9 protein-coding genes are annotated in these 13898 nt (G+C 68.6%); 4 read left to right on the plus strand and 5 right to left on the minus strand.

Annotation, left to right across the window (positions count from 1 at the left end; translation table 11 throughout):
• Positions 1 to 283: 283 nt before the first annotated feature.
• Entirely contained in the window at positions 284 to 3346 is a 3063-nt protein-coding gene (locus tag AC07OA_RS13815) for a TonB-dependent receptor (protein ID WP_494664391.1), read from the minus strand.
• Positions 3347 to 3964: 618 nt separating this feature from the next.
• On the opposite strand from AC07OA_RS13815, the gene AC07OA_RS13820 reads away from it, so the two are divergent.
• The gene (locus AC07OA_RS13820) at positions 3965 to 4375 is read left to right on the plus strand and encodes a TIGR01244 family sulfur transferase (RefSeq protein ID WP_494664392.1); all 411 of its coding nucleotides are present in this window, start codon (positions 3965 to 3967) and stop codon (positions 4373 to 4375) included.
• Between the two features lie 9 nt (positions 4376 to 4384).
• Here AC07OA_RS13820 and AC07OA_RS13825 read toward each other — a convergent pair whose 3' ends face one another.
• Positions 4385 to 4537: a hypothetical protein gene (locus AC07OA_RS13825; RefSeq protein WP_494664393.1), complete on the minus strand. Its 153-nt coding sequence runs from the start codon at positions 4535 to 4537 to the stop codon at positions 4385 to 4387.
• A gap of 75 nt (positions 4538 to 4612) precedes the next feature.
• On the opposite strand from AC07OA_RS13825, the gene AC07OA_RS13830 reads away from it, so the two are divergent.
• The gene (locus AC07OA_RS13830) at positions 4613 to 5506 is read left to right on the plus strand and encodes an MBL fold metallo-hydrolase (protein WP_494664394.1); all 894 of its coding nucleotides are present in this window, start codon (positions 4613 to 4615) and stop codon (positions 5504 to 5506) included.
• A 141-nt stretch (positions 5507 to 5647) separates the two neighbouring features.
• On the opposite strand, the gene AC07OA_RS13835 is transcribed toward AC07OA_RS13830, so the two are convergent.
• Complete coding sequence (locus tag AC07OA_RS13835; RefSeq protein ID WP_494664395.1) at positions 5648 to 8686, minus strand: long-chain-fatty-acid--CoA ligase; 3039 nt, start codon at positions 8684 to 8686, stop codon at positions 5648 to 5650.
• A gap of 209 nt (positions 8687 to 8895) precedes the next feature.
• Here AC07OA_RS13835 and AC07OA_RS13840 point away from each other — a divergent pair, with 209 nt between their 5' ends.
• On the plus strand, positions 8896 to 10671 hold the full coding sequence (locus tag AC07OA_RS13840; protein ID WP_494664396.1) for an ATP-binding protein: 1776 nt from the start codon (positions 8896 to 8898) through the stop codon (positions 10669 to 10671).
• 4 nt (positions 10672 to 10675) lie between these two features.
• On the opposite strand, the gene AC07OA_RS13845 is transcribed toward AC07OA_RS13840, so the two are convergent.
• Together AC07OA_RS13845 and AC07OA_RS13850 are read right to left on the minus strand one after the other, a co-directional pair.
• On the minus strand, positions 10676 to 11503 hold the full coding sequence (locus AC07OA_RS13845; protein WP_494664397.1) for an SDR family oxidoreductase: 828 nt from the start codon (positions 11501 to 11503) through the stop codon (positions 10676 to 10678).
• Between the two features lie 129 nt (positions 11504 to 11632).
• The gene (locus tag AC07OA_RS13850; RefSeq protein WP_494664398.1) at positions 11633 to 13132 is read right to left on the minus strand and encodes a bifunctional aminoglycoside phosphotransferase/ATP-binding protein; all 1500 of its coding nucleotides are present in this window, start codon (positions 13130 to 13132) and stop codon (positions 11633 to 11635) included.
• 142 nt (positions 13133 to 13274) lie between these two features.
• Between AC07OA_RS13850 and AC07OA_RS13855 the strand changes: the two genes are divergently transcribed.
• Complete coding sequence (locus tag AC07OA_RS13855) at positions 13275 to 13898, plus strand: TetR/AcrR family transcriptional regulator (RefSeq protein ID WP_494664399.1); 624 nt, start codon at positions 13275 to 13277, stop codon at positions 13896 to 13898.

Here is a 13898-nt window from a genome sequence, read left to right on the forward strand (position 1 = left end):
CGGGCGACGCCGCCGGAAATCGGCTCTCGGCGACGCCTGGGCGCGCTAGCGTCCCGGCAGGAGATCGAGCCATCGAACCTCGTCCATGGTCCGCATGCTTCCGCCCAGCCGCTTGAGGGCGGCCATGCGGTCGCTGTTGGCCGGAGACCTTCGTGAGGCCTCGCCTTCGGCCCTGGCGGGCTTCGGACAACCCCTCCCCGCGCGCGCCCTCTCGTTCAGGCATAAAAAAATGGCGGGCTCCGAAGAGCCCGCCATCCTTGTCCGATCGCTCGGCGACTGGGGTTTAGTATTCCCAGTCGAAGCCCAGGCGCACGTAACGCGGCGACTGGTAGGAGGTCGGCAGACCGTAGCGGGAGTCAACCGCGCCGGTTTCGGTGTCGCCGAATTCCCAAGCGTTGGCGACGGCCTTGCTGTTGAAGACGTTGAAGACTTCAGCGCGCAGCGACAGAGCGCCCGGCAGCGAGAACCGGTCCGGAACCGTGTACTTGACCGACAGGTCGAGGTTCTTGGTCCAGTCCGTGGCGAACTGCGAACCACGCGGGGTCGACTTGCCTTGGCAGAAGAACGAAGCCGCGCCGTAAGCCTTGGCGTAGACGTCGGTCGGGTGCACGCCGATACAACCCAGGTGCTTCGGCGAGATCAGGCTCGCGTTGGCACCCAGCAGCAGGTTGTCGGTCACGGCGTAGGCGCCGAAGACCTTGAACTGATAGCCGCGGTGGTTCGGCAGCAGGCCGTACGAACCTTGGGTCAGACCCGGCTGGTCGAAGTCTTGCGTGATGCCGCTGTCGATCTGGCCGACGTCCGACTTCACGGCGCCTTCGTAGTTGCCCTTCGATTCCGAGAACACGGCCGAACCCTGCAGGGTCCACTTGCCGTCGAACGCGCGCTCGAAGTTGATTTCCAGGGCGGTGTATTCGCGCTTCACCGTCGGGTAGCCGAGGTCGGCGGCCGAGAAGGTGATGGTGCGAGCCGTGGATTCACCGTTGATCGGGCGACGCAGCGTGATGGTCGCGTCCTCGCCCGGGTTGATGATCGTGTACTGGTGGAAGCCGGTGAAGTTCGAGCAGCCCGGGATCGTCTTGTAGGCGCCGAACTCGCGGATGCAGTAGGCGTTGACGGCGGCGTCGATGGCCACGTCTTCAGCCGAACGGCCCAGGGTGCGGTAGGTCAGGTTGACGCCCGCCTTCCACAGCGGCGTGAACTGACGCTGCAGACCCAGGATGTATTCGTCTTCGTAGGTGGGCTTCAGGTTCTTGGACACCGTCGAGGTGATCGGGGTGGGCGAACCGTCGCCGGTCACCTCGCACCCGTTCACGCCCGTCGGGCCGACGCCGCCGGCGGGGCAAGGCGCCGCGCCGGAGAAGTTCAGCACCTGGGCGCCGCGGGTCGCCAGACCCGTGGTCGGGTCAGGCTGGCTGCCCATCAGGAAGACTTCGGTGAAGTACAGTTCGCCACCGGTCTGACGGTAGGCGGTGTTGGACGCCACCGGCAGGAAGTAGCGGCCGAACGAACCCGACAGCTTGGTCTTGGCGTCGCCGGTCACATCGTAGATGAAGCCGAGGCGCGGACCCTTGTAGTTCTTGTAGTTGATGAACACTTCCCCAGCGGAGTTCATGTTCTTGAAGCTGTCGCTGCGCAGACCCAGGTTCAGGGTCAGGCGGCTGGTCAGATCCCAGTTGTCCTGGATGTACAGGGCCTGGTTCTCGGCGTCGAAGGTGCCGCCGTTCAGGTAGGTCACGACAGCCATGTATTGGGTGCCGGCCGCGATGCCGTACTTATCCGCGGTGCCCGCGGTGTTGTACGTGTAGGACTGGCCGCCAACCGGCGTCGAGGCGCGCAGCAGCGACAGCTTTTCGTTGTCGATGCCGAAGCGGATGTGGTGCTTGCCGATCAGGTTGAAGTACAGGTCGCCGTCGACGCGGTAGAATTCGCGCGAGGTTTCGGCGAGGCTGGTCGAGGTCGAACGCTGCGGACCCAGCTGACGGACGTTGTTGGTGTCGCGCTGGTCGGTGATGTACGGCGAAACGGTGTTCGACGGGATGCTGTTGTCGGCGTCGTCGTTCTTGCCGTAGGCGGCCGACAGGGTGAACCAGTCGGTGAACGTGCCGGTGTACTTGGCGACCCAGCTCTGACCGCCGGCGCGACGCGTGGTCGTGCTCAGCAGACCGCCGATGGTGTCGGTGGTCGAGTCATAGTCGTAGATCGAGCGGTCGGTCTGACGGGTGGTGTCGAACCAGGTCAGTTCCACGTGCTGACGGTCGGTGATGTAGCCGTCCAGCTTGACGCCCCAGAACGGGTCGTTCGAGTGGTCGACGATCGTCGAGGCGTCTTCGATGTACGAGGCCGAGGCCTTCGAGTCGCGCTGTTGGTTCAGCACGAAGAAGTACAGGTGGTCCTCGATGATCGGACCGCTGACTTCGGTGATCAGGTCCTTGTACTTCACCACGTCGCGGTGGTTGGCGTCCTGGAAGGTGTCCGGGCTGGTCTCGGCCAGGCTGTTGGGCTCGTAGTTGCCGTGGATGCGGACGTGGAACTCGTTACCGCCCGACTTGGTCACGGCGTTGATCACGCCGCCGGTCGCGCGGCCGAACTCGGCCGGATAACCGCCGGTCTTCACTTCCACGGTCTTGTAGAAGTCGAACGGAACGGTCGAACCACCCAGGTAGGTGTTGAAGTTCGTGATGTTCAGGCCGTTGACGTAGAACGCGTTTTCAGCGCCCGAAGCGCCGGCCAGGGCGGGCTGGGCGCTGATCAGCGCGCCGTTGCTTTGCGCGGCGCCCGAGCCCTTGACGGCGCCGGGGGCCAGCAGGGTCAGGGCGGCGATGCTGCGGCCGAGCGGCACTTGCTTGGCCAGGTCTTCGACGTCGACCGACAGACCCGTGGTCGTCGCGGCGAAGTCGAGCTGCGGGTTGGCGGTGCCGGTCACGACGACGGCGTCCACTTCACCCGGACGGTTCAGCGTGAAGCCGTAACCGCTTTCGCCACCGAGACGCACGGTCGCGGCGCTGTTGGTGATCGGGTCGAAGCCGTCCTTGGAGACGCTGACGGTGTAGCCGCCGAGCGGGATCAGGGCCGCGCGGAACTTACCTTCGTCGTTCGTGGTCAGGTTGCGCGAGATGCCGGTGTTGGTGGACTTCACAACGACCGAAGCGCCCGAGACCGGGGCGCCCGACGAGTCGGTGATGGTGCCGACCAGGGTGCCGCTCGTGTAGTCCTGAGCCGAGGCCATGGTCGGGATCGCCGTGGCGACCGCCGTGATCGCCAGCGGCGCGGCGACGGTGGCCAGGCCGGCCAGCAGCGTCGACGTCAAAAGGCGCGCACGAGCGCCGCCCTTGGTGGAAGTCATCTTCATAATATCCCCTCTAGCATGGCAGAGCATCCCGACCGCCCGCACGTCCCCTTTCGGGGATGTTACGTTCGGCCTGTACGGATTTTTGCCCCAACTCCACCACGAGAACTTAGGTGTCCCGGAAAACATTTCCCCGGTTGGGCCGACGTTAGGAGGCGCGCCGCTCGGCGGTCAATTCCCATTACCGATCCGTAATCACATCGCCCGGTGCTGTCGCATTATCGCAACACGATCGCCTCATTTCTGACGAACGCCGCTCAGATTTGCCGCAAACCCAGGGATAACACGGGTCTCAGCCCTCATATCCCCTTGGTCCGCAAGGCAAATTCGCCCCACGAAACGCGGCGGGAAGATGTCGGCGCGCAAGCCGCGGAGATTGGGACAGAAACGCCCGCCTCGAGTTGACTTTTGGAAAAATGCTTCGACGGATAGCGATGTTATCGACTTCAATGTGTCACAGATCGTTAGAATGTGACGAAATTTCACCGTTCATCGCCCAAGTTTTCGACACAATTTGCCCCGGCTGACTGTTGCGCGGGCGCCTATCTCTCGGGGATGATGTTGCTTCGAAAGGCGCCAGTCCGGCGCCTCGCCACCATTAACGAATGAGACGCCATGACCGGGTTTCGACGCGTGACCGACTCGCTGTCGGTCAGTCCTCAGATCGCCACCGACGACCTGGATCGCGCCGCGCGCGAAGGTTTCGTTCTGGTGATCAACAACCGGCCTGACGACGAGGAGCCCGGCCAGCCGTCCAGCGCCCAGATCGAGGCCGCCGCCAAGGCCGCGGGGCTGGACTATGTGCATATTCCGGTGCGCGGCGGGCCGACCTACGACCAGGTGGAGGCCGTGCGCCAGGCGGTCGAGGCGGCCGAGGGACCGGTCCTGGCCTTCTGCCGGTCGGGCACGCGCTCGATCGTCACCTGGTCGCTGGGCCAGGCCGCTTCGGGCTCGGCCGATCGCGCCACCCTGGTGCGCCAGGGCGCCGAGGCCGGCTACGATCTGTCGGGCGTGCTGGGCGTCTAGGCGCCTGCGCTAGTAGTGGTGAGTCAGGGCGACCCGGGCGGCCATGGTCGAGGGCTCGGGTTCGCAGCTGGCCAGCACGAACTGCGCCGCCATGAGACAGAGGATGGCGAAGGCCGCGCGCTGGAGCCGTTTTGAGACAAAAATCGCTGCGTCGGCGGCCATGATCGGTACTCCGGAAGGTTTACGGGTCGTTCACCGCAAGTCCGGCGCCGGAGCCGCCCCCCAAATGAGGTCGCGATGATCCCCTACGTCCGCGAGATCGACTTCGAGTACGGGCGCTGCGACCAGGTCTCGCCGCTGATCCGCCGGGTGATCGCCGACAATCCCGGCCCCTTCACCTATGTGGGCACCGGCACCTACATCGTCGGGCGCGGGACCGTGGCGGTGATCGACCCCGGCCCGGACCTGGACGGCCACCTCCAGGCGCTGCTGGCGGCGCTGGAGGGCGAGACGGTGAGCCACATCCTGGTCACCCACCACCACAGCGACCATTCTCCCCTCGCCCGCCCGCTGCGGGACAAGACCGGCGCGAAGATCTTTGGACGCCGCGCGCCGCACCTGGCCGAGTTGGCGCCGGGCCTGGCGCTGGAGGCCGGCGAGGACGACGGCTTCCGCCCCGATGTCGAGATCGCCGACGGCGACGTGTTCGAGGGGCCAGGCTGGACGCTGCGGGCCGTGACCACGCCGGGCCACACCTCAAACCACGTCTGCTTTTCCCTGGACCAGGAGAACGCCCTGTTCAGCGGCGACCACGTCATGGGCTGGTCGACCACGGTGATCACCCCGCCCGACGGCGACATGGGCGACTATTTCGCCAGCCTGGAGAAGGTGGCGGCGCGGGCGTTCGAGACCCTGTGGCCCACCCACGGCGCGCCTGTGCGCGAGGTCGCGCCGTTCGTCCAGGCCTATGCCGACCACCGCCGGGCCCGCGAGGCCCAGGTGCTGGCGGCGCTGGGGGCTGGCCCGACCACCATCAAGGCCATGGTCCCGACGCTCTACGCCGCCGTCGACCCGCGCCTGCACCCGGCGGCGGCCATGTCGGTGCTGGCTCACATGCTGCTGCTGGTGAAAGAGGGGCGCGTGACGTGCGAGGGCGTGGCGGGGTTGGATAGCGTCTACAGGCTCAGCTGAGGCTACCGCTTGCCCCCTTCGGGCCTTCGGCCCTCCTTCCCCCGAAGGGGGAAGAGGACGCCGCGTTTAAAGTCCTCCGCCCCCTACGGGGGCGGACAGACCGCGAAGCGGTCAGGTGGGGCAAGTGGGTGAGCCTCCGCCCTACCCTCTGACCACCGCCAGCAACCCGCCCAAGCGGCGGCAGTTGCGGCCCATGTCGGCGCCGGGCTCGCGGCCGACCGAGCGCATGTCGACACGGGCGCCGTTGGCGTCGGGGCGCACCCGCACGATCAGGTCGTCCTTCAGACCGTACCAGAAACTCTGGCCGGTGGCCTCGAGGCGCCCGTCGATCGGGTCGTCGGTGACCAGGCTCAGGCCCGCCGCCAGCACGGCGGCCTTGGCCGCCTCGTAGGCGTCGGCGGGCGAGCGCTCGACCACCAGCGGGCGGGCGGCCGGGCAGGTCTCGGCGTTGACATCGGCGATGCGGCGGCCGGCATAGGCCAGCGAGCCGACCGGCAGGCTGGGGTCCTCCTCGACGGTCTGGGCGTCGCCGCCCCGCGCGGCCAGGCCCGCGTCCGACAGCATCAGCGGGGTCTTCCAGTCTGTGGAGACGTCGTGGATCGGCGGGGCGCGCCCGCCCACAGCGTTGGCGGCGACCATGGTCCCCAGCGTGGCGACCGTGATGGCCAGGGCCAGCAGGGCCTTGCCCCAGAACCGGGCGATGCCGCCGAACAGGGCCGCGATCAGGCCCAGCACGCCGGTGGCCACGCCCAGCATCGCCGCCTTGGGCGCCCAGTCCAGACTCATCTGGTCGTAGCCGACCGCCAACGGGAACACCCCGAACTTGACGCCCAAAGCCCCCGCCCCGACCAGCAGGGCCGGCGCCAGGGCGATCAGGATCGCCAGATCGAGCAAGCCCGAGGTCAGCCCCCCCGACTTTCCAGTCTTCTTGGCGCTCTTCTTCGCGTCCTTCTTGGTCTTGCGCGCGCTGGGCGGGATCAGCGGCATGGCCAGCGGCGCCTCCTCGGCCACGAAGACCGGCTGGGCGTGGAAGGCCTCCTCGGGCACCGGCGCCAGCTTGGCCTCGGTCGGCTTCAGCGGGCCGAGGGGGAAATGCTCCTCGTGCCCCCGGTCCTCGAAGACGGGCTCGACCTCGGGCTCGGCGGGCTTGGACACGACGGCCGCGACGCCGGCCGTGGCGGCCGCGGCGGTGGCGGCGGCGAGGATCGGCGCGATGGTGAGCTCGGCTTCCGGCGCGGCCTCGGGTTCCGGGGCCGGTTCGACTTCCAGGACCGGTTCGGCCTCGACATGCGCCACGGGCTCGGCCACCGGCGCCTCGGCCTCCGAAGCCTCTGCCACCAGCGGCTCCAGCATCGGCGGCTCGGCCAGGGGCGGCGGCTCCGACAGCGGCTCCTCCGGCTCGGGGGCGTAGATGCGCGCGGCCTGGGCCCCGTCGGCGGCGGCCAGGGTCGGGGCGGCGGGCGGCTCCCCCCCATCGGCTTCGACTTCGGCCTCGGCTTCCACCTCGGCGGCGACGGCCGCGGCGGCGGCCACGCCTGGCAGGACATAGTCCTTCATGCGCTGGCGGATCAGCTTCTTGTCGATCTTGCCGGTCGCGCCCAGCGGGATGTCGTCGACGAAGACCACGTCGTCGGGCATCCACCACTTGGCGATCTTGCCCTGCAGGAACTCCAGGAACTCTTCCTTGGTGGCGGTCTCGCCGTCCTTCAGCTTGACCAGCAGGATCGGCCGCTCGTCCCACTTGGGATGGGGCACGCCGATCACCGCCGTCATCGCCGCCTTGGGATGGCCCAGGGCGATGTTCTCGATGTCGATGGTGCTGATCCACTCGCCGCCCGACTTGACCACGTCCTTGGCCCGGTCGGTGATCTGCATGAAGCCGTGGTCGTCGATGGTGGCCACGTCGCCGGTGTCGAAGAAGCCCTCGTCGTCCAGGATCTTGCCGCCCGCGCCCCGGAAGTATTCGGCGGCGATGATCGGGCCCTTGATTTTCAGGTTGCCGAAGCTCTTGCCGTCGTGCGGCAGGCGGTTCCCCGCGTCGTCGGTCAGCTTCAGCTCCACGCCCAGCGGCGGGCGGCCCTGCTTGAGTCGATAGGGCATCTGCTGGTCGTAGGGCAGCTTCTCCAGCTCGTCGGTCATCACCGACAGGGTGCCGACCGGCGAGGTCTCGGTCATGCCCCAGGCGTGGACCACCTCGACGTCATAGTCCTCCTGGAAGGCGCGGATGATCACCTCCGGACAAGCCGCCCCGCCGATCACCACCTTGCGCAGGACGGGCAGCTTGGCGCCGGTGTCCTTCAGGTGTTGCAGCAGCATCTGCCACACCGTGGGCACGGCGGCCGAGAAGGTGACCCCCTCGGTGTCGAGCAGTTCGAAGATCGACGCCCCGTCCATCTTGGCCCCGGGCATCACCATCTTGGCCCCGGTGCCGGGCGCCGAGAACGCCACGCCCCAGGCGTTGGCATGGAACATCGGCACCACCGGCAGAATCACGTCCTTCTGCGACAGGCCCATCACGTCCGGCTGCAGGGTGATCAGGGTGTGCAGGAAGTTGGAGCGGTGCGAATACATCACCCCCTTGGGGTCGCCCGTCGTGCCCGAGGTGTAGCAGAGCCCCGCGGCCGTGCCCTCGTCGAACCCGCCCCAGGCGCAGTCGGCGCCGAACTGCTCGATCAGGTCCTCGAAGCACAGCAGCCCCTTGAAGTGGGGCGCCTCGGCGGCGAGCTTGAAGTCGGCCGGCATGTGGTCGCGATCGGTGAAGACGATCACGTGCTCCACGCTGGGCAGGCGCGGAACGATGCCGGCGATGATCGGCAGGAAGGTCAGGTCCACGAAGATCGCGCGGTCGCCGGCGTGATCGGCGATCCAGGCGATCTGCTCGGGGAACAGGCGCGGGTTCAGGGTGTGGCACACCGCCCCGATGCCCATGATGCCGTACCAGGCCTCCATGTGGCGGGCGGTGTTCCAGGCCAGGGTGCCGACGCGGTCGCCCGACTTGATCCCCAGGGCCAGCAGGGCGTTGGACACCCGCTTGGCGCGGTCGTGGATGGCGGCGTAGGTGGTGCGGACGATCGGCCCCTCGACCGAGCGGGTCACGACTTCGCGCCCGCCGTGCCACAGGGCGGCGTGGTCGATGATCTTGTCGACCGTCAAGGCCCCGTGCTGCATCAAGCCCTGCATCGGCCACGCTCTCCCGATCCGTTATCGTTGTTCAGCCAAGGCTAGCGGCGCGGCCGCGGCGGCGCAACGCGGCGCGCGCTTGAAGCGAAACCGAACGCGAAACCGACAGGGTTGCGCCAATCCGTCGCAGGCGCCGTTCAGGCCATGCTAGTGACGATGGCCTATTGTGTCGGCTGAACGACAGGACAGCCCTACGAGACCGGAGCGCGGTGAAGAGTTTCGACGCCATATGGGCCGACGACCGGCTGGACGAGGTGGCGATGGACACCCATCGCCTGCTGCCCTCGCGCCTGTTCCCGGCCCTGGCCTGCGCCGCCCTGACCGCCTACGCCCTGAGCTGGAAGACCGCCTTGGTCTGGCTGGGCGCCCTGGTGGTCGGCGAGGCCCTGGCGCGCCTGACCACCCGCCGGTTCAAGCGCGGAGTCCCCGGCTCGCCACGCGAGCGCGCGGTCTTCGTCTGGGCGGCCCTGCCGATCAATTTCACCTGGGCCATCCTGGGCATGCTCTACTGGCTGGCGCCCGAGGACGGCTTCAAGATCGGCGCCGTGGCCCTGTGGGCCGGCCAGATCATCTTCACCCAGAACTTCCGCCACCAACCGGCCGTGCTGATCGCCAACAGCGCCGGCGCACCGATGCTGTGCCTGCTGGTCTTCCCGATCTTCTTCTTCCCCGGCGCGCACGGCGTGGGCGCCGACATCGCCCGGATCAGCCTGGTGATGCTGGTGGCCACCTCGATCAGCGTGATGATGGCCAACCGCGCCGCCGCGCGGCGGATGGACGACCTGACCCGTGGCCTGCGCGAGGAGCGCGAGCGGGCCCTGGAGGCCAACCGCGCCAAGTCCACCTTCGTGGCCGTCACCAGCCACGAGCTGCGCACCCCGATGAACGGCCTGCTGGGCATGGCCTACGCCCTGGACCGCAGCAATCTCAACGAGGCCCAGCGCCGCCATGTGCGCCTGATGATCAAGTCGGGCGACAGCCTGATGCAGGTGCTCAACGACGTTCTGGACCTGTCGAAGATCGAGGCCGGCAAGGTCGATCTCGACCACGTGGCGACCAACCTGCCCGACCTGGTCCGCGCCGCCGGCGACGCCTGGCGCGACGCGGCCGCCGAGAAGGGCCTGTGGCTGCGCGTCGAGATCGATCCCTCCACGCCCGACTGGATCTCGGCCGACCCGCAGCGCATCCGCCAGGTGCTGATGAACCTGATCTCCAACGGGCTGAAGTTCACCAGCCAGGGCGGAGTCACCGTGCAGGCGGCGGCTTCGGCCACCGGCCCGGACGGGCTTTGCGAGGTCCGGCTGCGGGTGATCGACACCGGCATCGGCGTGGCCGCCCAGGTCCACGACCGCATCTTCGACAGCTTCACCCAGGCCGACAACGCCGTCTCGCGCAGCCACGGCGGCACGGGCCTGGGCCTGACCATCTCGCGCGCCCTGGCCCGCCAGATGGACGGTGACCTGACGCTGGAAAGCGGCGGCGACGGCGCGACCTTCGTCTTCACCCTGCGCGCCGCCCCCATCGCCGCCCCCGCTCTCGAGACCGAGGACGACGACTGGGCCGAGCCCGCGTCCGATCTCGACGCTCTGCGCGTGCTGATGGCCGAGGACAACGCCATCAACCAGGTGGTGGTCCGCACCATGCTGGAGGCCACGGGCGCGGTCCTGACCATCGTCGACGACGGCCAGGCGGCGCTGGACGCCCTGAAGGTCGGATCGTTCGACGCGGTGCTGATGGACATCAACATGCCGGTGATGGACGGCATGACCGCCCTGGCCGAAATCCGCGCCGGCCGCGCGGGCGACCCGGCCGTGCCGGTCATCGCCCTGACCGCCTCGGCCATGTCGGGCGACCGCGAACGGTTCCTGGCCATGGGCTTCGACGACCACCTGGGCAAGCCGATCCGGCCGGTGGAACTGCTGACGGCGATCTGCGGCGCGGTAAGGACCAAGACCGGACGCTGCGCGGAAGCGGCCCGATCCTAGGGCGTCACTTCGGCGCCAGTTCTCCAAACCAGTAGGCCGCCGTCACCCCGCCATCCATCAGGAAGTCGCTGCCGGTGATGAAGGCCCCGTCGGGTCCCATCAGCAGCGCCCCGACGTGGCCGACCTCGTCGGGCGTGCCGCCGCGTCCGGCCGGCGAGAACTCGATCATCCGCCGATAGCCCGCGCCTCGCGGTCCCTCCAGTTCGTCCTTGGCCAGAGGGGTGAAGATGATCCCTGGGCTGATCGTATTGACGCGCGCGCCGCGCTTTCCCCACCGCACCGCCTCGGCCATCACCCGCAGGGCGTTAGCGCGCTTGGAAACCTGGTAGGCGTGCAGCGGATCGCCGATCTGGTCGGGCTGCAACATCGGCAGGGCCAGCAGATCCTCGACCGGCGTCGTGGCCAGGGCCGTGTTCTGCTCGGGCGTCAGGGCCGGCAGGCGGTGGCCCGACTGCGAGGCGATGACCACCCCCGCCCCGCCCCGCGCCATGACCACGCCGAACGCTTCCAGCACCAGCGCCGTGCCATAGAGGTCGACCTTCAGGATCACCTCCGGCGGCGCCTGGCTGGGCGAAACCCCGGCGGCGTGGATCAGGCCCGTGACCTCGCCCAGCGCCGTAGCCGCCTGGACCAGGGCCTCGACCGAAGCCCGCGAGGAGACGTCGACCGTGGCCGTGCTGACCACGAAGCCGGCCTCGCTCAGGGTCTTGGCGGCGGCCTCGGCGTTGTCCAACCGCAGGTCGGCCAGCAGCACGTGCTTGCCCGCGCTGACCCGGCGGGCGATGGCCTGGCCGATCGATCCCGCCCCGATGACGACGACGACTTCCGTCATGCCCAACTCCCTTGGCCGCGCGTCGCGCGACGACCGCGCGACCTCGCTGGAGGAAGTAGGCCGAACGCCGGTCAGCGACTATGCGCTTAAATCGGCATGCGGTGATGAACTCAGATCATCAATGGGTCGCTAGCCCATCGACTCCGCCAGGGCCCGGGCCTCGTCCTCGAAGGCGCTGACCGTGTCGACCTTGCGCCAGGCGATCTCGCCGGTGTCGCGGGTCAGCTGGCTTTCCAGCACGGCCACGTCGGCGTCGGAGGCGTCGTTGACGCGGGCGGCGACGCGGGCGCGCAGCACCTCGGGCGGGGCCTCCAGCCAGACGCCCTGGAAGGCGACGTCGGCGCTCTTGGCCAGGGCCTCGGCGCGGGCGCGCTGCTCGGGCTTGAGGAACACCGCGTCGACCACCACCGAGCGGCCGGCGGCCAGGGTCAGGGCTGCGTCACGGAAGAGCTCGTCATAGACCCGGTCGCTCATTTCCGGCGTGTAGGCTTCCTTGGGCAGGCGCTGCAGCGACGGCACGCCCAGCAGACGCTTGCGGATCTCGTCGGTGCGCAGAACCACCGCGCCCGGCGCCGCGCCCAAGCCCGGCGCGCAGACGCGGGCGAAGGTCGACTTGCCCGAGCCCGAGAAGCCGCCGGTGGCCACCAGGCTGACCGGCTTGGGCGCCAGGTGCTCAAGCGCCGTGGCCAGGTAGGCGCGCGCGGCCTCGTCGTCGTTGCTGTAGGCCCACACGTGAGTGCGCACCGCGGCGCGGACGCTGAGCATCAGCGGCAGCGCCGCGAGACCGGTCCACAGCCCCTCGCCGAACGCGCGGGCGGCCTCGTCCAGATAGGCGTTCAGCACCCGGCCGGCCGCATCGCGGCGACGGCGGAAGTCCAGGTCCATCAGCAGGAAGGCCAGATCGTACTGGATGTCGATGTCCGACAGCGAGTCGTTGAACTCGATGCAGTCGAACAGGATCGGCTTGCCCTCTTCGACCAGGATGTTGCCCAGGTGCAGGTCGCCGTGGCAGTGGCGCGCGAAGCCCCGGCCGGCGCGCTCGTTGAGCAACGGCGCCAGGCGCGCCAGGGCCAGGTCGGTCTCGGCGATCAGCCGCTCGACGGCCTGGGCGCCCAGGCGCGGGGCGAGACCCCGCAGCAGGTTGGCGTTGGAGGCGATGGTGTAGCCCAGGGCCCCCACTCCGCCGCCCTCGGGGCGCAGCGGCGCTCCGGCATGGAACTGGGCGATGGTGCGGCCCAGCGACTCCTCCAGAGCGTCGTCGATGGCCCAGGGCTGCTGGGCCAGCACGCCCTGCTCGTCGAAGCGGCGCATTTCCAGCAGGTATTCGACGATCTCGCCGGGACCGTCCATCTCGACGCCGCCATTGTCGGTCCGCGTCAGGCGCCGCACGGCGCGGTAGATGTCGGGCGCGGCGGCGCGGTTGAAGCTGAGCTCCCGCTCCAGGGACCAGCGGCGCAGCTCCAGGGTGGAATAGTCCAAAAAGCCGAAATTGACCGGACGCTTGACCTTCCAGGCCGCCTCGCCGACCAGGAACACCCGGGCGCAAGAGGTCTCGATGACCCGGTCGGCCCGTTCGCCCATCCAGGCGGCCACTTCCTGCTCGCGAACCGTTTCCGCGTCCTTGATCACGCCAAAGCCTCATGCATCGCGCCAAGAGAACGGGCGCCGGCGTCCCCATAGCGGAAAGTTCCGTTCACGTCGCGCGTGACGCCTTGCTTGCGCTTGGGTTGAGTGATTATGGTGAAGTTCACCGAAGATCGAGTCACGCTACATGCTTACCGGCGATGGACCCAACCGGTCCGAACGCAAGAAGATCGAGATCCTGACGGCCGCGCGCGGCGTCTTCCTCAAGCAAGGCTATCCCGACGCCGGCATGGAGCTGGTGGCTCGATTGGCCAGCGTCTCCACCGCTACCCTTTATGCCCACTTTCCGAGCAAGGCCAAGCTGTTCGAGCTGGTGGTGCGCGACGCCGTCCAGCGCATGGCCGAGCCGGTGCTGGAAAGCCTGCGCACCGAAGGCGACGCCAGGACCCGCCTGACCGCCTTCGCCCTGGCCTACGCCACCTTCATGTCGCGGCCCGGCACCCGGGCGATGTTCCGGATGGTGACCAACGAGCGGCGGCGGTTCGAGTCGGTGGCCGATGACTTCCAGACCAGCGTCGGCGAGGTGCTGGGCGGGGCGGCGGTCCGGGTGATCGAGGCCCTGGCCGCGCGCGGCGAACTGGCGGTCGACACCCCCTCTCGCGCGGCCGACCAGCTGTTGGGCATGCTGGACCACCCCACCCTGCTGCGCGGCCTGCTGGCCGGCGACGACACCCTCCCGGCCCGCCCCCTCTGCGAGATCGCCGCCGAAGCGGTCGAAACCTTCCTGGCCCGGTATGGGGTAAAGGGGTGA

The sequence above is a fragment of the Caulobacter sp. GW821-FHT09B08 genome (assembly GCF_059418225.1).

Bases quoted from the DNA above. Each gene is read 5' to 3' on its own strand.
- AC07OA_RS13815 (WP_494664391.1), bottom strand. From the start codon at position 3,346: ATGACTTCCACCAAGGGCGGCGCTCGTGCGCGCCTTTTGACGTCGACG.
- AC07OA_RS13825 (WP_494664393.1), bottom strand. From the start codon at position 4,537: ATGGCCGCCGACGCAGCGATTTTTGTCTCAAAACGGCTCCAGCGCGCG.
- AC07OA_RS13820 (WP_494664392.1), top strand. From the start codon at position 3,965: ATGACCGGGTTTCGACGCGTGACCGACTCGCTGTCGGTCAGTCCTCAG.
- AC07OA_RS13845 (WP_494664397.1), bottom strand. From the start codon at position 11,503: ATGACGGAAGTCGTCGTCGTCATCGGGGCGGGATCGATCGGCCAGGCC.
- AC07OA_RS13830 (WP_494664394.1), top strand. From the start codon at position 4,613: ATGATCCCCTACGTCCGCGAGATCGACTTCGAGTACGGGCGCTGCGAC.
- AC07OA_RS13855 (WP_494664399.1), top strand. From the start codon at position 13,275: ATGCTTACCGGCGATGGACCCAACCGGTCCGAACGCAAGAAGATCGAG.
- AC07OA_RS13835 (WP_494664395.1), bottom strand. From the start codon at position 8,686: ATGCAGGGCTTGATGCAGCACGGGGCCTTGACGGTCGACAAGATCATC.